The organism is Burkholderia sp. IT-111MI5 (assembly GCF_949752865.1).
Classification (GTDB): Bacteria; Pseudomonadota; Gammaproteobacteria; order Burkholderiales; family Burkholderiaceae; genus Burkholderia; species Burkholderia pyrrocinia_C.
Map to the genome: position 1 here is coordinate 26258 of NZ_CATKIF010000013.1, position 13943 is coordinate 40200.

Sequence of the window (13943 nt, forward strand, 5' to 3'; positions counted from 1 at the left end):
GGGCAATCAAGATGGAAGTGAAAGCAATTCATCGCGGTGCCCGCATCTCGGCGCAAAAAACGCGCCTTGTGGCTGACCAGATCCGCGGTTTGCCGGTCGACAAGGCGCTGAACGTTCTGACGTTCTCGCCGAAGAAGGCGGCTGGCATCGTGAAGAAGGTTGTGCTGTCGGCAATCGCGAATGCGGAGCACAACGAAGGCGCCGATATCGACGAGCTCAAGATCAAGAGCATCTACGTCGACAAGGCTGCATCGCTCAAGCGTTTCACCGCGCGCGCCAAGGGCCGCGGTAACCGCATCGAGAAGCAATCCTGTCACATCACTGTGACGGTCGGGAATTAAGGAGCCATACGATGGGACAGAAAATTCATCCGACTGGCTTCCGCCTGGCTGTCAGCCGTAATTGGGCTTCGCGTTGGTACGCGAACAACAACAATTTCGCGGCGATGCTGCAGGAAGACATCGGTGTTCGTGAGTACCTGAAGAAGAAGCTGAAGAACGCTTCGGTCGGTCGGGTCGTCATCGAGCGTCCGGCAAAGAACGCGCGCATCACGATTTACAGCTCGCGTCCGGGCGTCGTCATCGGCAAGAAGGGCGAGGATATCGAACAGCTGAAGACGGAACTGCAACGCCGCATGGGCGTTCCGGTCCACGTCAACATCGAAGAGATCCGCAAGCCGGAAACCGATGCGCAACTGATCGCTGACTCGATCACGCAACAGCTTGAGCGCCGGATCATGTTCCGTCGCGCGATGAAGCGTGCGATGCAGAACGCGATGCGTCTGGGTGCCCAGGGCATCAAGATCATGAGCGCCGGCCGTCTGAACGGTATTGAAATCGCTCGTACGGAGTGGTATCGCGAAGGTCGCGTGCCCCTTCACACGCTGCGTGCCGATATCGACTACGCGACTTCGGAAGCGAAGACGACCTACGGGATCATCGGCGTCAAGGTGTGGGTGTACAAGGGCGACACGCTCGGCCGCAATGACGCACCGGTGGTGGAAGAAGTAGCCGAAGACAAGCGTCCGCGTCGCAATGCGCGTCCGGGCGATCGTCGTCCGCGCCGTGACGGCGAAGGCGGTGCTCCGGGTGCTCGCCGTGGCGCACCGCGCCGTGGCGCCGGCAAGCCCGAAGACGGCAAGACTGGAGAATAACGATGCTGCAACCGAAACGCAGAAAGTATCGTAAAGAGCAGAAGGGTCGTAACACCGGCAAGGCGACGCGCGGCAACGCAGTGTCGTTCGGTGAATTCGGCCTGAAGGCGATCGGTCGCGGTCGTCTGACCGCACGTCAAATTGAAGCGGCGCGTCGTGCAATGACGCGTCACATCAAGCGTGGCGGCCGCATCTGGATCCGGATCTTCCCGGACAAGCCGATTTCGCAGAAGCCGGCCGAAGTGCGTATGGGTAACGGTAAGGGTAACCCGGAGTACTACGTCGCCGAGATTCAGCCGGGCAAGATGCTCTATGAAATGGACGGCGTAACCGAAGAACTGGCACGCGAAGCGTTCCGTCTGGCTGCAGCCAAGCTGCCGCTGAAGACGGCATTCATCGTGCGCCAGCTCGGCGCCTAAGGAGAAAACATGAAGGCTTCCGAACTTCTCCAGAAAGACCAGGCCGCGCTCAACAAGGAGCTGGCGGACCTGCTGAAGGCGCAATTCGGCCTGCGCATGCAACTCGCGACCCAGCAGCTCACGAACACGAGCCAGCTGAAGAAGGTTCGTCGCGACATCGCACGTGTGCGGACCGTCATGACTCAGAAGGCGAACCAGAAATGAACGATAGCGTGAAAACCTCGCTGAAGCGGACGCTGGTCGGTCGGGTCGTCAGCAACAAGATGGACAAGACCGTCACCGTGCTGATCGAGCACCGCGTCAAGCACCCGATCTACGGCAAGTATGTCGTGCGCTCGAAGAAGTACCACGCGCACGATGAAACGAACACCTGCAACGAAGGCGATCTCGTCGAAATCCAGGAAACTCGTCCTGTTTCGAAGACGAAGGCCTGGACGGTGTCGCGCCTCGTCGAAGCAGCTCGCGTCATCTAAGCGGGCCGTGCGGTAGGCAGTAACAGGCACTTCTCCACGAAGTGCTTGAAATCGCAAAGTTTTTGCTTGCGTGACCAGGGTTATTTGTTATAATCCTGGTCTTCCCTCTTTATGGGAGCCCCGTCGCGGGCGAAGTTGGTGGGGGAAGCGGACTGGCGCCAGCCTGTCCGAAAGATTCACCGAATTGCGATGGCGGGTTTCGTTTGCCGTCGCTGCTGTTCCAACCCAAGCAGCCGATTGGCTGACGGGACCAAGACTGACCGAATGCATCATGGTGGTGCATCCGGATTAAGTTGGGAAAGACAAACCATGATCCAGACCGAATCTCGGCTCGAAGTAGCCGACAACACGGGTGCACGTGAAGTCCTGTGCATCAAGGTGCTCGGCGGCTCGAAGCGTCGTTATGCCGGCATTGGCGACATCATCAAGGTGAGCGTCAAAGAGGCAACGCCGCGCGGGCGCGTGAAGAAAGGCGAAATTTACAACGCCGTGGTGGTCCGCACCGCCAAGGGTGTGCGCCGTCAAGACGGCTCGCTGATCAAGTTCGACGGCAACGCCGCTGTGCTTTTGAATAACAAGCTCGAGCCGATCGGCACCCGTATCTTCGGGCCGGTGACGCGTGAGCTGCGTAGCGAACGATTCATGAAGATCGTTTCGCTGGCGCCGGAAGTGCTGTAAGGAGTCGCGATGAACAAGATTCGCAAGGGTGACGAAGTGATCGTCGTTACCGGCAAGGACAAGGGCAAGCGCGGCGTCGTGCTGGCTGTCGGTGCTGAGCATGTGACGGTTGAAGGTATCAACCTCGTCAAGAAGCATGTGAAGCCGAACCCGATGAAGGGTACGACGGGCGGCGTGGAAGCGAAGACGATGCCCCTGCATATTTCGAACGTCGCACTGGTCGACGCGAATGGCAAGGCGTCGCGTGTTGGCATCAAGGTCGAGGAAGGCAAGAAGGTTCGCTTCCTGAAGACGACCGGTGCCGTACTGAGCGCCTGACGCAGCGGAGTAAAAAATGGCTCGTTTTCAAGAGTTTTACAAAGAAAAGGTTGTGCCCGGCCTGATCGAGAAGTTCGGTTACAAGTCGGTCATGGAAGTGCCGCGCATCACCAAGATCACGCTGAACATGGGTCTTGGCGAAGCGATCGCTGACAAGAAGATCATCGAGAACGCCGTTGGCGACCTCACGAAGATCGCTGGTCAGAAGCCGGTCGTGACGAAGGCGCGCAAGGCAATCGCAGGCTTCAAGATCCGCCAGGGTTATCCCATCGGCGCGATGGTGACGCTGCGCGGTCGTGCGATGTATGAATTCCTCGACCGTTTCGTGACCGTTGCCCTGCCCCGCGTGCGTGACTTCCGCGGCGTGTCGGGTCGTGCTTTCGATGGCCGTGGCAACTACAACATCGGTGTGAAAGAGCAGATCATTTTCCCCGAAATCGACTACGACAAGATCGACGCACTGCGTGGGCTGAACATCAGCATCACGACGACTGCGAAGACCGACGACGAAGCAAAGGCTCTGCTCGCCAGCTTCAAGTTCCCGTTCAGAAACTGAGGTTACCGTGGCTAAACTGGCACTGATCGAACGTGAAAAGAAGCGCGCCCGCCTGGTCGCGAAGTTCGCAGCAAAGCGCGAAGCGCTGAAGGCGATCGTCGAAGACCAAAGCAAGTCGGAAGAAGAGCGCTACGAAGCACGCCTGGAGCTGCAGCAACTGCCCCGCAACGCAAACCCGACCCGCCAGCGTAACCGCTGCGCGATCACGGGCCGTCCGCGTGGCACGTTCCGTAAATTCGGCCTCGCGCGTAACAAGATTCGTGAAATCGCATTCCGTGGCGAGATTCCTGGCCTGACCAAGGCGAGCTGGTAATAGGAGAAACGTAAATGAGCATGAGTGATCCTATCGCCGATATGCTGACTCGCATCCGCAACGCGCAGATGGTCGAGAAGGTATCGGTCGCGATGCCCTCGTCGAAGGTCAAGGTTGCAATCGCGCAAGTCCTGAAGGACGAAGGTTATATCGACGATTTCGCGGTGAAGGCTGAAGGCGCGAAGGCAGAACTGAACATCGCGCTGAAGTACTACGCTGGCCGTCCGGTCATCGAACGCCTCGAGCGCGTGTCGAAGCCTGGCCTGCGCGTCTACCGCGGTCGTAACGACATTCCGCAGGTCATGAATGGCCTCGGCGTGGCAATCGTGTCGACGCCGAAGGGCGTGATGACCGACCGCAAGGCGCGCGCTACCGGCGTCGGCGGCGAAGTCATCTGCTACGTCGCTTAAAGCCGAGGAGAGAGAAACATGTCTCGAGTAGGTAAGAGCCCGATCGCGCTGCAAGGCGCGGAAGTCAAGCTGGCCGACGGTGCAATCACCGTCAAGGGCCCGCTGGGCACCATCACGCAAGCGATCAATCCGCTCGTGAACGTGGCGAACAACGACGGCACGCTGAATCTGTCGCCGGTCGACGAAAGCCGCGAAGCAAATGCACTGTCGGGCACGATGCGCGCGATCATCGCGAATGCCGTGCACGGCGTGACCAAGGGTTTCGAGCGCAAGCTGACGCTGGTTGGCGTCGGTTACCGTGCGCAAGCGCAAGGCGACAAGCTGAACCTGTCGCTGGGTTTCTCGCACCCGGTGGTGCACCAGATGCCGGAAGGCGTCAAGGCTGAAACCCCGACGCAAACCGAAATCGTGATCAAGGGGATCAACAAGCAACAAGTCGGTCAAGTAGCTGCGGAAGTTCGCGGTTACCGTCCGCCGGAGCCCTACAAGGGCAAGGGCGTGCGCTATTCCGACGAGGTTGTGATCCTCAAAGAAACGAAGAAGAAGTAAGGGTGCGCAATCATGGATAAGACTCAATCTCGCCTGCGCCGCGCTCGCCAGACGCGTATCAAGATCGCTGAGCTGCAGGTCGCGCGTCTCGCCGTGCATCGCACGAACACGCACATCTACGCTCAAGTGTTCTCGCCCTGCGGCACCAAGGTGCTGGCCAGTGCGTCGACGCTCGAGGCAGAAGTGCGCGCCGAGCTCGCCGACAAGTCGGGCAAGGGCGGCAACGTTAACGCCGCGACGCTGATCGGCAAGCGTATTGCCGAGAAGGCAAAGGCCGCCGGCATCGAATCCGTCGCCTTCGACCGCTCGGGCTTCCGCTACCACGGCCGCGTTAAAGCGCTGGCTGAGGCAGCTCGCGAAGCTGGGCTCAAGTTCTAAGGAAGGAATTCGTCATGGCAAAGATGCAAGCGAAAGTTCAGGCTGACGAGCGCGACGACGGCCTTCGTGAAAAGATGATTTCGGTCAATCGCGTGACCAAGGTCGTGAAGGGTGGCCGTATTCTCGGCTTCGCCGCACTGACCGTGGTTGGCGATGGTGATGGCCGCATCGGTATGGGCAAGGGCAAGGCGAAGGAAGTGCCGGTCGCTGTCCAGAAGGCAATGGAACAAGCTCGCCGCAACATGTTCAAGGTGCCGCTCAAGAACGGCACGCTGCAGCACGAAGTGCACGGCAAGCACGGTGCATCGGCCGTCCTCCTCGCTCCGGCGAAGGCAGGTACGGGCGTGATCGCCGGCGGCCCGATGCGCGCAGTGTTCGACGTGATGGGCGTTCAGAACGTTGTGGCTAAGAGCCACGGTTCGACGAACCCGTACAACCTCGTTCGCGCCACGCTGGACGGCCTGCGCAAGCAGTCCACCCCGGCAGACATCGCGGCGAAGCGCGGCAAGTCCGTCGAAGAAATTTTGGGCTAAGCCCGGGTGGTCACCATGTCTGAAAAAACTGTCAAGGTTCAGCTCGTTAAGAGCCTGATCGGGACCCGCGAATCGCACCGCGCGACCGTGCGTGGCCTGGGCCTGCGCCGACTCAACTCGGTCAGCGAGCTGCAGGACACGCCGGCGGTCCGCGGCATGATCAACAAGGTCTCGTACCTCGTTAAGGTCATCGCGTAAGCGGCCCTACGGATCAAGGAGTTGATATGGAATTGAATAACCTGAAGCCGGCAGCTGGCGCCAAGCACGCCAAGCGTCGCGTCGGCCGTGGCATCGGTTCGGGCCTCGGCAAGACGGCTGGCCGTGGTCACAAGGGTCAGAAATCGCGTTCGGGCGGCTTCCACAAAGTCGGTTTCGAAGGCGGTCAGATGCCGCTGCAACGTCGTCTGCCGAAGCGCGGCTTCACGTCGCTGACGAAGGAATTCGTCGGTGAAGTGCGCCTGGGCGACCTCGAGAAGCTGCCGGTCGACGAGATCGATCTGCTCGCACTGAAGCAAGCCGGCCTGGTCGGCGAGCTGACGAAGAGCGCAAAGATCATCGCGACGGGTGAACTGAAGCGCAAGATCGTCGTGAAGGGTCTCGGTGCCACCAAGGGTGCGCGCGCTGCGATCGAAGCGGCTGGCGGTTCGTTCGCCGAGTGACACGCGTAGCGCGTCGTCACTTGCATTCATCGGAGAAGGTACTTGGCTAACAGCCCGAGTCTTGCAAAACCCGGTCGAAGCACGGCGAAATTCGGCGATCTGCGTCGGCGAGCGATGTTCCTGCTCCTGGCGCTGATCGTCTATCGCATCGGCGCGCACATTCCCGTGCCGGGCATCGATCCGGATCAACTGGCTAAGCTGTTCCAGAGCCAGGCGGGTGGCATCCTGGGCATGTTCAACATGTTCTCGGGTGGCGCACTTTCCCGCTTCACGATCTTTGCGCTGGGGATCATGCCGTACATTTCGGCGTCGATCATCATGCAGTTGCTGGCGATCGTCTCGCCGCAGCTCGAGGCGCTGAAGAAGGAAGGGCAGGCAGGGCAACGGAAGATCACGCAGTACACGCGGTATTTCACCGTGGTGCTCGCGACCTTCCAGGCGTTCGGTATCGCGGCTGCGCTGGAAAACCAGCCGGGCCTCGTCACCGATCCCGGCATGCTGTTCCGTCTGACGACGGTCGTGACGCTGGTTACCGGCACGATGTTCCTGATGTGGCTCGGCGAGCAGATTACCGAGCGTGGTCTGGGCAACGGTATCTCGATCATCATCTTCGGCGGGATCGCAGCAGGGTTCCCGAATGCCGTCGGTGGGCTGTTCGAGCTGGTGCGTACGGGTTCGATGAGCATCATTTCGGCGATCATCATCGTCGTTCTGATTGCCGCGGTGACTTACCTGGTCGTGTTCATCGAACGCGGTCAGCGGAAGATCCTCGTGAACTACGCGAAGCGCCAGGTCGGCAACAAGATCTACGGCGGGCAGTCGTCGCACCTGCCGCTGAAGCTGAACATGTCGGGCGTGATTCCGCCGATCTTCGCATCGTCGATCATCCTGTTCCCGGCAACGATTCTCGGCTGGTTCAGTACCGGTCAGCCGACGGGAAGCTGGATTTCCAATACGTTGCATAACGTTGCGGAAGCGCTGAAGCCGGGCCAGCCGGTCTATGTGCTGCTGTACACGCTGGCAATCGTGTTTTTCTGCTTCTTCTACACCGCACTGGTGTTCAACAGCAGGGAAACCGCGGACAACCTGAAGAAGAGCGGCGCGTTTGTTCCGGGCATCCGTCCGGGCGATCAGACCGCACGATATATCGACCGCATCCTCACGCGTCTGACGCTGGCCGGTGCGATCTACATCGTCTTCGTGTGTCTGCTGCCGGAATTCCTGGTGCTGCGCTGGAACGTGCCGTTTTATTTTGGTGGAACGTCGCTGCTGATCATTGTCGTCGTCACGATGGACTTTATGGCGCAGGTGCAGTCGTACGTTATGTCGCAACAGTATGAGTCGCTGCTCAAGAAGGCCAACTTCAAGGGCGGCAACATCCCAATGCGTTAATAAGGACTATGGCCAAAGACGATGTAATCCAGATGCAGGGTGAGGTGATCGAAAACCTCCCGAATGCGACCTTCCGTGTGAAGCTGGAAAACGGCCATGTCGTGTTGGGGCATATCTCCGGAAAGATGCGGATGCACTACATCCGCATTCTCCCGGGCGACAAGGTGACGGTTGAGTTGACGCCTTACGATCTGTCTCGTGCGCGGATCGTGTTCCGGGCGAAGTGATTTGAAAAAAGGGTATTATCATGAAAGTGATGGCATCGGTTAAGCGCATTTGCCGCAATTGCAAGATCATCAAGCGCAAAGGCGTCGTTCGCGTGATCTGCAGCTCGGATCCGCGCCACAAGCAGCGCCAAGGCTGACCGCGCGTTTGTTTGCGCTTTTTGTTTGAGGAAAAACAATGGCTCGTATCGCAGGGGTTAACATCCCGAATCACCAGCATACCGAGATTGGCCTGACGGCAATCTTCGGTGTCGGCCGCACGCGCTCGCGCAGCATCTGCGTGGCAGCTGGCGTGGAATTCTCGAAGAAGGTCAAGGACCTGACCGACGCAGATCTCGAAAAGCTGCGTGAAGAAGTGGGCAAGTTTGTCGTCGAAGGCGATCTGCGCCGTGAAGTGACGATGAACATCAAGCGCCTGATGGACCTCGGTTGCTACCGTGGCGTCCGTCATCGCAAGGGCCTGCCGATGCGCGGTCAGCGTACGCGTACGAACGCACGTACCCGTAAGGGTCCGCGTCGTGCAGCGCAAGCGCTGAAGAAGTAAGCGGAACTGACAGTTACAGGAAAACGTAATGGCTAAGGCTTCGAACACCGCGGCGCAACGCGTTCGCAAGAAGGTTAAGAAGAACGTCGCTGAAGGTGTGGTTCACGTCCACGCGTCGTTCAACAACACGATCATCACGATCACCGATCGCCAAGGCAACGCGCTGGCATGGGCGACGTCGGGCGGCCAGGGCTTCAAGGGCTCGCGCAAATCGACGCCGTTCGCTGCTCAGGTCGCAGCCGAGTCGGCTGGCCGCGTCGCGATGGAATATGGCGTGAAGAATCTGGAAGTGCGGATCAAGGGCCCGGGCCCGGGTCGCGAGTCGGCAGTGCGTGCACTGCATGGCCTCGGCATCAAGATCACCGCGATTTCGGACGTCACCCCGATTCCGCACAACGGCTGCCGCCCGCCGAAGCGTCGTCGTATCTAAGAATGTGCTGGCACGCACGTGCTAGCGCATTGCCTGTCGCCGCTCAGCGTCGACGGGCGTTGCTTTTTTGATTGACTAAGCCCACCGTTCGCCCCAAAGGGAGCGGACTAGCGCGGATTTCGATCCGCGTGACTGATTGATAAAGGAATGCAAAGTGGCACGTTATATCGGCCCCAAAGCCAAGCTGTCCCGCCGTGAAGGCACCGACCTGTTCCTGAAGAGCGCGCGCCGCTCGCTCGCCGACAAGTGCAAGCTCGACAGCAAGCCGGGTCAGCACGGCCGTACCTCGGGCGCACGTACGTCCGACTACGGTACGCAGCTGCGCGAAAAGCAGAAGGTCAAGCGTATCTACGGCGTGCTGGAGCGTCAGTTCCGCCGCTACTTCGCTGAAGCCGACCGCCGCAAGGGCAACACGGGTGAAAACCTGCTGCAACTGCTCGAGTCGCGCCTCGACAACGTCGTGTATCGCATGGGCTTCGGCTCGACCCGCGCTGAAGCGCGTCAGCTCGTGAGCCACAAGTCGATCACGGTGAACGGCGTCGTCGCGAACGTCCCGTCGCAGCAAGTGAAGGCGGGTGACATCGTCGCGATCCGCGAAAAGGCGAAGAAGCAGGCGCGTATCGTCGAAGCGCTGTCGCTGGCCGAGCAAGGCGGCATGCCGAGCTGGGTTGCAGTCGATGCGAAGAAGTTCGAAGGCACGTTCAAGCAAATGCCGGAACGCGCTGACATCGCAGGCGACATCAACGAAAGCCTGATCGTCGAATTGTATTCGCGTTAATCCGATTGACGGCCGAGGTACCCCGATTGCGTTGCGCAAGGAAGGGCCTCGGCTGTTTATTTTCTGGTTGTTACCGGTCAGCCTTATCGGTGTAACGAGCCGAGGGTATTGAAAAGGAAAGCCCATGCAAACCAGTTTGCTGAAACCCAAGATCATCGCCGTGGAATCGCTTGGCGAGAACCACGCGAGGGTGGTCATGGAGCCGTTCGAACGCGGTTACGGCCATACCTTGGGCAATGCGCTTCGCCGCGTGCTGCTGTCGTCGATGGTTGGCTACGCGCCGACCGAAGTCACGATCGCGGGCGTGGTGCACGAGTACTCGACGCTTGATGGCGTGCAAGAAGACGTCGTCAACCTGCTGCTGAACCTGAAGGGTGTGGTGTTCAAGCTGCATAACCGTGACGAAGTGACGGTTACGCTGCGCAAGGAAGGCGAAGGCGTCGTCACGGCCGGCGATATCGAGCTGGCTCACGATTGCGAAGTCATCAACCCGAATCACGTGATCGCGCACCTGTCGAAGGGCGGCAAGCTCGACGTTCAGATCAAGATCGAGAAGGGCCGCGGCTATGTGCCCGGCAACGTCCGTCGCTACGGCGAAGACACGGCCAAGATCATCGGCCGCATCGTCCTCGACGCATCGTTCTCGCCGGTTCGCCGCGTGAGCTACGCTGTCGAAAGCGCACGTGTCGAGCAGCGTACCGACCTCGACAAGCTCGTGATGAACATCGAGACGAGCGGCGTGATCACGCCGGAAGAAGCGATCCGTCAATCGGCCCGCATCCTGGTCGACCAGCTGTCCGTGTTCGCGGCACTGGAAGGCACGGAAACGGCTGCCGAGGCACCGTCGCGCGCACCGCAGATCGATCCGATCCTGCTGCGTCCGGTGGACGATCTCGAGCTGACGGTTCGTTCTGCGAACTGCCTGAAGGCCGAGAACATCTACTACATCGGCGATCTGATCCAGCGCACGGAAAACGAGCTGCTGAAGACGCCGAACCTCGGTCGCAAGTCGCTCAACGAGATCAAGGAAGTGCTCGCTTCGCGCGGTCTCACGCTGGGCATGAAGCTCGAGAACTGGCCGCCGGCTGGTCTCGACAAGTAAGCCCGGTTGTTGCTGCAGTTGGCAAAGATGCGGATTTTCCTTTAAAATCCGCATCTTGCTTTTTTCGTTACCGGCCCGTGCACCCTTTGAGGTGCGATAGAAGAGCTGGATCAAAACTTTGAATCAAGGAAACTGAAATGCGCCATCGTCATGGTCTGCGGAAACTGAACCGCACGAGCAGCCACCGTCTGGCTATGCTCCGTAACATGTCCAACTCGCTGATCGAGCACGAAGTCATCAAGACGACGCTGCCGAAGGCGAAGGAACTCCGTAAAGTCGTCGAGCCGCTGATCACGCTCGGCAAGAAGCCGTCGCTGGCAAACCGTCGCCTGGCGTTCAACCGCCTGCGCGATCGTGACTCGGTGGCGAAGCTGTTCGACGTGCTCGGTCCGCGTTTCGCGAACCGTCCGGGCGGCTACCTGCGCGTGCTGAAGTTCGGCTTCCGCGTCGGCGACAACGCACCGATGGCACTGGTCGAGCTGCTCGACCGTCCGGAAGTCGACGAAACGGAAAACGTGCAAGAAGCTGAATAAGCTTCCGGTACGCAGCAGTATCTGAAAGGGGCCGAGCGATTGCTTGGCCCTTTTTGTTTTTGAGACGCCGGCTGCGATCGATTGTCGCAGGCCGGCCCCGGCAGCGTTGCGCGGGCTGCGCTACGATACGGGGCAATCGGCGTAGTTCCCAGATGGGTAACCCGCGCCGGCAGGAGCCGGTAGACCAGCCAGGAGTGCACGGATGATAGTGGTGCTGATGCTGACGACGGTACCCGATGCGGCGACGGCAACAGCACTCGCCGACGGCGCGCTCGACGCGCGGCTTGCCGCGTGCGTGTCGGAGCTCGGTGCGATCAAGTCGCGCTATCACTGGCAGGGCAAGGTCGAAACCGCCGACGAGATCCAGTTGCTGTTCAAGACGAGCCCCGTGCGGGCGCTCGAACTGGAGCGATTTATTCTTGCGCATCATCCGTACGAGACGCCCGAAATCGTCTCGTGGCAGGCGACGGCATCGGCCGCGTACGGCCAGTGGGTGACCAGCGAAACTCAACGTCTATTTCATGTTTAACGGTATGGTGCTTCCCGTGCGCGTGCGCGTGCGCGCGCTGCGGCTTCTTGCAGTCCTGTTGTCGTTCGCGCTCTTGCTGGGCGGGCTGTCCGTCGCGCGCGCGGCCGACGATTTCCTCGATCCGGCGGTCGCTTTCAAGTTCAGCACGAGCGAATCGCCGGGACAGGTGGACGTCCGCTTCAAGGTCGCCAACGGTTATTACCTGTATCGCGAGCGGTTCGCGTTCGCGGTGAAGAGCGGGCAGGCGACGCTCGGCGAGCCCCAATTGCCGGCCGGCCACGTGAAGTTCGACCAGACGTTCCAGAAGGACGTCGAGACCTATCGTGACGAAGTCGTGGTGCACGTGCCGGTCAAGCAGGCGTCGGGGCCGTTCGAGCTCGCGGTGACGTCGCAGGGGTGCGCGGACGAAGGGATCTGCTATCCGCCGGCGGAGCACGTCGTGAAGGTCGACGGCGCCGCGCTGGGTGCAGCCGCATCGTCGTCCGGCGAAACGGCTGCCGCGGGCAGCTGGCTCGACAAGGTCACGAGCGCCGATTTCGCGCAGTCGCTGCTCGAAGGGCACGGCTTCTTCACGATCGTCGCGCTGTACTTCGTCGCTGGCGTCGTGCTGAGCCTCCTGCCCTGTTCGTACCCGATGATTCCGATCGTGTCCGCGATCATCATCGGCCAGGGTACGCGCGCGACGCATGCGCGCGGCTTCGCGCTGTCGCTGACCTACGTGGTCGGCATGGCGCTGGTCTATACGGTGCTCGGCATCGCCGCGGCGCTGGTCGGCCAGAGTCTCGGCGCGTGGCTGCAGAATCCGTGGGTGCTCGGCGCGTTCGGCGTGCTGCTCACCGCATTCGCCGTATCGCTGATTTCGGGCAAGGACATCGCTCTGCCCGAGCGCTGGCAGAACGGCGCGGCCGGGGCATCCAGCGCGCGCCAGGGCGGCCATTTCGCCGCGGTTGCCGCGATGGGCGCATTGTCGGCGCTGGTCGTCGGCGCATGCATGACGGCGCCGCTGTTCGCGGTGCTCGCCTTCATCGCGCACACCGGCAATGCGCTGCTCGGCGGTGCGGCGCTGTTCGCGATGGGGCTGGGGCTCGGCGTGCCGCTGCTGGTCGTCGGCGTCGGTGCCGGGACGGTGCTGCCGCGTGCGGGCGCGTGGATGGATGGCGTGAAGGTGTTCTTCGGCATCGTGCTGCTCGCGGCCGCGCTGTGGATCGTGTGGCCCGTGCTTGCGGGCGGCCTGAAGATGGTGCTCGCCGCGTTGTGGCTGCTCATCGCGGCCGCGGCGCTCGGGTTGTTCACGCCGAATGCCGGCGCCGCGTCGATCTGGCGCCGCCTGGGCCGCGGCGTGGGCGCCGCGCTCGCGATCTGGGCGGCGACGCTGCTCGTCGGTCTGGCTGCAGGGTCGACCGATCCCGTCAAGCCGCTGGCCGTGCTTGCGGCTCGCACGGTTGCGTCGGGCGGTGCGGCGGCGGGCGCGGCAGCCGCGCAGGACGGGCCCGCGTTCGCATCGGTGCGCTCCAGTAGCGAGCTCGACGCGCTGCTGAAGACGTCGGGCCGGCCCGTGATGCTCGACTTCTACGCCGACTGGTGCGTGAGCTGCAAGGAGATGGAGCATCTGACGTTTACCGACGCGCGCGTGCAGGCGCGGCTCGCGAAGCTTCACCTCGTGCGCGCGGATGTCACCGCGAACAACCCGGATGACCAGGCGCTGCTCAAGCGCTTCAACCTGTTCGGACCGCCGGGCATCATCTTCTTCGACCGCAGCGGCAACGAAATCGGGCGCGTGGTCGGCTATCAGGCGGCCGAGACGTTCCTGCGCAGCCTCGATCGGGCCGCTGTCCCGACGGTATGACGCTGCCCACTGGGGGCGGCGGTGAACCGGGGCGCTCGCGCGGCATGAGCTGACGATTCGACGTCGGCTGGCAGGCGGCCTCGATCGGCGGCAAAAAAAACGGCGGAACACCGAGGTGTCCCGCCG

Annotated in this window: 25 protein-coding genes; all 25 read left to right on the forward strand. The window is 61.2% G+C overall.

From position 1 onward, the window contains the following. The first annotated feature begins 11 nt into the window (after positions 1 to 11). The 25 genes from rplV to dsbD all read left to right on the forward strand — a co-directional run bounded on the left by rplV (position 12) and on the right by dsbD (position 13817). Positions 12 to 341: a 50S ribosomal protein L22 gene (gene rplV, locus ACM6JT_RS15270; protein WP_004199272.1), complete on the forward strand. Its 330-nt coding sequence runs from the start codon at positions 12 to 14 to the stop codon at positions 339 to 341. Between the two features lie 11 nt (positions 342 to 352). Continuing rightward, positions 353 to 1153 carry a 30S ribosomal protein S3 gene (rpsC, locus tag ACM6JT_RS15275; protein WP_006482899.1) on the forward strand — a complete coding sequence of 267 codons (801 nt, stop codon included), beginning with the start codon at positions 353 to 355 and terminating at the stop codon, positions 1151 to 1153. Between the two features lie 2 nt (positions 1154 to 1155). Continuing rightward, positions 1156 to 1572, forward strand: coding sequence for a 50S ribosomal protein L16 (gene rplP, locus ACM6JT_RS15280; RefSeq protein WP_006482873.1), 417 nt, complete (start codon positions 1156 to 1158; stop codon positions 1570 to 1572). Between the two features lie 9 nt (positions 1573 to 1581). Next, positions 1582 to 1776, forward strand: coding sequence for a 50S ribosomal protein L29 (gene rpmC / locus ACM6JT_RS15285; RefSeq protein WP_006400652.1), 195 nt, complete (start codon positions 1582 to 1584; stop codon positions 1774 to 1776). Next, on the forward strand, positions 1773 to 2045 hold the full coding sequence (gene rpsQ / locus ACM6JT_RS15290; RefSeq protein WP_414856784.1) for a 30S ribosomal protein S17: 273 nt from the start codon (positions 1773 to 1775) through the stop codon (positions 2043 to 2045). The genes rpmC and rpsQ overlap by 4 nt, the downstream gene beginning before the upstream one ends. Positions 2046 to 2354: 309 nt before the next feature. Beyond that, positions 2355 to 2723, forward strand: a complete 369-nt coding sequence (rplN, locus tag ACM6JT_RS15295; protein WP_006482918.1) for a 50S ribosomal protein L14 — start codon at positions 2355 to 2357, stop codon at positions 2721 to 2723. A 9-nt stretch (positions 2724 to 2732) separates the two neighbouring features. After that, on the forward strand, positions 2733 to 3041 hold the full coding sequence (gene rplX / locus ACM6JT_RS15300) for a 50S ribosomal protein L24 (protein WP_006477187.1): 309 nt from the start codon (positions 2733 to 2735) through the stop codon (positions 3039 to 3041). A 16-nt stretch (positions 3042 to 3057) separates the two neighbouring features. Then, entirely contained in the window at positions 3058 to 3597 is a 540-nt protein-coding gene (gene rplE, locus ACM6JT_RS15305) for a 50S ribosomal protein L5 (protein ID WP_006482882.1), read from the forward strand. 7 nt (positions 3598 to 3604) lie between these two features. Beyond that, positions 3605 to 3910 (forward strand): 30S ribosomal protein S14, encoded by a 306-nt coding sequence (gene rpsN / locus ACM6JT_RS15310; RefSeq protein WP_006482884.1) that lies wholly within the window; start codon positions 3605 to 3607, stop codon positions 3908 to 3910. 14 nt (positions 3911 to 3924) lie between these two features. Then, positions 3925 to 4320 (forward strand): 30S ribosomal protein S8, encoded by a 396-nt coding sequence (rpsH, locus tag ACM6JT_RS15315; protein WP_034183605.1) that lies wholly within the window; start codon positions 3925 to 3927, stop codon positions 4318 to 4320. 18 nt (positions 4321 to 4338) lie between these two features. Continuing rightward, positions 4339 to 4869 (forward strand): 50S ribosomal protein L6, encoded by a 531-nt coding sequence (gene rplF, locus ACM6JT_RS15320; RefSeq protein ID WP_006758786.1) that lies wholly within the window; start codon positions 4339 to 4341, stop codon positions 4867 to 4869. A 12-nt stretch (positions 4870 to 4881) separates the two neighbouring features. Continuing rightward, the gene (gene rplR / locus ACM6JT_RS15325) at positions 4882 to 5247 is read left to right on the forward strand and encodes a 50S ribosomal protein L18 (RefSeq protein WP_006477183.1); all 366 of its coding nucleotides are present in this window, start codon (positions 4882 to 4884) and stop codon (positions 5245 to 5247) included. A gap of 14 nt (positions 5248 to 5261) precedes the next feature. Then, a complete protein-coding gene (gene rpsE, locus ACM6JT_RS15330; protein ID WP_006482895.1) occupies positions 5262 to 5780 on the forward strand; it encodes a 30S ribosomal protein S5 in 519 nt (172 codons plus the stop codon). A gap of 15 nt (positions 5781 to 5795) precedes the next feature. Beyond that, entirely contained in the window at positions 5796 to 5978 is a 183-nt protein-coding gene (rpmD, locus tag ACM6JT_RS15335; protein WP_006400644.1) for a 50S ribosomal protein L30, read from the forward strand. Between the two features lie 26 nt (positions 5979 to 6004). Then, positions 6005 to 6439 carry a 50S ribosomal protein L15 gene (rplO, locus tag ACM6JT_RS15340; RefSeq protein WP_006482880.1) on the forward strand — a complete coding sequence of 145 codons (435 nt, stop codon included), beginning with the start codon at positions 6005 to 6007 and terminating at the stop codon, positions 6437 to 6439. Between the two features lie 42 nt (positions 6440 to 6481). Continuing rightward, the gene (gene secY / locus ACM6JT_RS15345; RefSeq protein ID WP_006482915.1) at positions 6482 to 7831 is read left to right on the forward strand and encodes a preprotein translocase subunit SecY; all 1350 of its coding nucleotides are present in this window, start codon (positions 6482 to 6484) and stop codon (positions 7829 to 7831) included. Positions 7832 to 7839: 8 nt separating this feature from the next. After that, entirely contained in the window at positions 7840 to 8058 is a 219-nt protein-coding gene (gene infA / locus ACM6JT_RS15350) for a translation initiation factor IF-1 (RefSeq protein WP_004521905.1), read from the forward strand. Between the two features lie 20 nt (positions 8059 to 8078). After that, entirely contained in the window at positions 8079 to 8195 is a 117-nt protein-coding gene (gene rpmJ / locus ACM6JT_RS15355; protein ID WP_004199844.1) for a 50S ribosomal protein L36, read from the forward strand. Positions 8196 to 8233: 38 nt separating this feature from the next. Continuing rightward, on the forward strand, positions 8234 to 8599 hold the full coding sequence (rpsM, locus tag ACM6JT_RS15360; RefSeq protein WP_034183606.1) for a 30S ribosomal protein S13: 366 nt from the start codon (positions 8234 to 8236) through the stop codon (positions 8597 to 8599). 28 nt (positions 8600 to 8627) lie between these two features. Then, the gene (rpsK, locus tag ACM6JT_RS15365) at positions 8628 to 9029 is read left to right on the forward strand and encodes a 30S ribosomal protein S11 (protein ID WP_004197937.1); all 402 of its coding nucleotides are present in this window, start codon (positions 8628 to 8630) and stop codon (positions 9027 to 9029) included. Between the two features lie 154 nt (positions 9030 to 9183). After that, positions 9184 to 9807: a 30S ribosomal protein S4 gene (gene rpsD / locus ACM6JT_RS15370; protein ID WP_006752934.1), complete on the forward strand. Its 624-nt coding sequence runs from the start codon at positions 9184 to 9186 to the stop codon at positions 9805 to 9807. 124 nt (positions 9808 to 9931) lie between these two features. Beyond that, positions 9932 to 10909, forward strand: coding sequence for a DNA-directed RNA polymerase subunit alpha (locus ACM6JT_RS15375; protein ID WP_006477176.1), 978 nt, complete (start codon positions 9932 to 9934; stop codon positions 10907 to 10909). 137 nt (positions 10910 to 11046) lie between these two features. Then, entirely contained in the window at positions 11047 to 11442 is a 396-nt protein-coding gene (gene rplQ / locus ACM6JT_RS15380) for a 50S ribosomal protein L17 (RefSeq protein ID WP_006477175.1), read from the forward strand. A 202-nt stretch (positions 11443 to 11644) separates the two neighbouring features. After that, positions 11645 to 11971, forward strand: a complete 327-nt coding sequence (gene cutA, locus ACM6JT_RS15385) for a divalent-cation tolerance protein CutA (protein WP_034183607.1) — start codon at positions 11645 to 11647, stop codon at positions 11969 to 11971. Beyond that, a complete protein-coding gene (gene dsbD / locus ACM6JT_RS15390) occupies positions 11964 to 13817 on the forward strand; it encodes a protein-disulfide reductase DsbD (RefSeq protein ID WP_414856785.1) in 1854 nt (617 codons plus the stop codon). Before cutA ends, dsbD begins: the two co-directional genes overlap by 8 nt. The last annotated feature ends 126 nt before the right edge of the window (positions 13818 to 13943 follow it).

Excerpts from the sequence above, each read along its gene's own strand:
- rplE (WP_006482882.1), top strand. The coding sequence starts at position 3,058 with ATGGCTCGTTTTCAAGAGTTTTACAAAGAAAAGGTTGTGCCCGGCCTG.
- rpmC (WP_006400652.1), top strand. The coding sequence starts at position 1,582 with ATGAAGGCTTCCGAACTTCTCCAGAAAGACCAGGCCGCGCTCAACAAG.
- cutA (WP_034183607.1), top strand. The coding sequence starts at position 11,645 with ATGATAGTGGTGCTGATGCTGACGACGGTACCCGATGCGGCGACGGCA.
- rplO (WP_006482880.1), top strand. The coding sequence starts at position 6,005 with ATGGAATTGAATAACCTGAAGCCGGCAGCTGGCGCCAAGCACGCCAAG.
- rpsQ (WP_414856784.1), top strand. The coding sequence starts at position 1,773 with ATGAACGATAGCGTGAAAACCTCGCTGAAGCGGACGCTGGTCGGTCGG.
- rpsK (WP_004197937.1), top strand. The coding sequence starts at position 8,628 with ATGGCTAAGGCTTCGAACACCGCGGCGCAACGCGTTCGCAAGAAGGTT.
- rplV (WP_004199272.1), top strand. The coding sequence starts at position 12 with ATGGAAGTGAAAGCAATTCATCGCGGTGCCCGCATCTCGGCGCAAAAA.
- rplF (WP_006758786.1), top strand. The coding sequence starts at position 4,339 with ATGTCTCGAGTAGGTAAGAGCCCGATCGCGCTGCAAGGCGCGGAAGTC.
- rpmJ (WP_004199844.1), top strand. The coding sequence starts at position 8,079 with ATGAAAGTGATGGCATCGGTTAAGCGCATTTGCCGCAATTGCAAGATC.
- infA (WP_004521905.1), top strand. The coding sequence starts at position 7,840 with ATGGCCAAAGACGATGTAATCCAGATGCAGGGTGAGGTGATCGAAAAC.
- rpsM (WP_034183606.1), top strand. The coding sequence starts at position 8,234 with ATGGCTCGTATCGCAGGGGTTAACATCCCGAATCACCAGCATACCGAG.
- rplN (WP_006482918.1), top strand. The coding sequence starts at position 2,355 with ATGATCCAGACCGAATCTCGGCTCGAAGTAGCCGACAACACGGGTGCA.
- rplR (WP_006477183.1), top strand. The coding sequence starts at position 4,882 with ATGGATAAGACTCAATCTCGCCTGCGCCGCGCTCGCCAGACGCGTATC.
- rpsC (WP_006482899.1), top strand. The coding sequence starts at position 353 with ATGGGACAGAAAATTCATCCGACTGGCTTCCGCCTGGCTGTCAGCCGT.
- rpmD (WP_006400644.1), top strand. The coding sequence starts at position 5,796 with ATGTCTGAAAAAACTGTCAAGGTTCAGCTCGTTAAGAGCCTGATCGGG.
- rpsH (WP_034183605.1), top strand. The coding sequence starts at position 3,925 with ATGAGCATGAGTGATCCTATCGCCGATATGCTGACTCGCATCCGCAAC.
- rplQ (WP_006477175.1), top strand. The coding sequence starts at position 11,047 with ATGCGCCATCGTCATGGTCTGCGGAAACTGAACCGCACGAGCAGCCAC.
- rpsE (WP_006482895.1), top strand. The coding sequence starts at position 5,262 with ATGGCAAAGATGCAAGCGAAAGTTCAGGCTGACGAGCGCGACGACGGC.
- rplX (WP_006477187.1), top strand. The coding sequence starts at position 2,733 with ATGAACAAGATTCGCAAGGGTGACGAAGTGATCGTCGTTACCGGCAAG.
- ACM6JT_RS15375 (WP_006477176.1), top strand. The coding sequence starts at position 9,932 with ATGCAAACCAGTTTGCTGAAACCCAAGATCATCGCCGTGGAATCGCTT.
- dsbD (WP_414856785.1), top strand. The coding sequence starts at position 11,964 with ATGTTTAACGGTATGGTGCTTCCCGTGCGCGTGCGCGTGCGCGCGCTG.
- rplP (WP_006482873.1), top strand. The coding sequence starts at position 1,156 with ATGCTGCAACCGAAACGCAGAAAGTATCGTAAAGAGCAGAAGGGTCGT.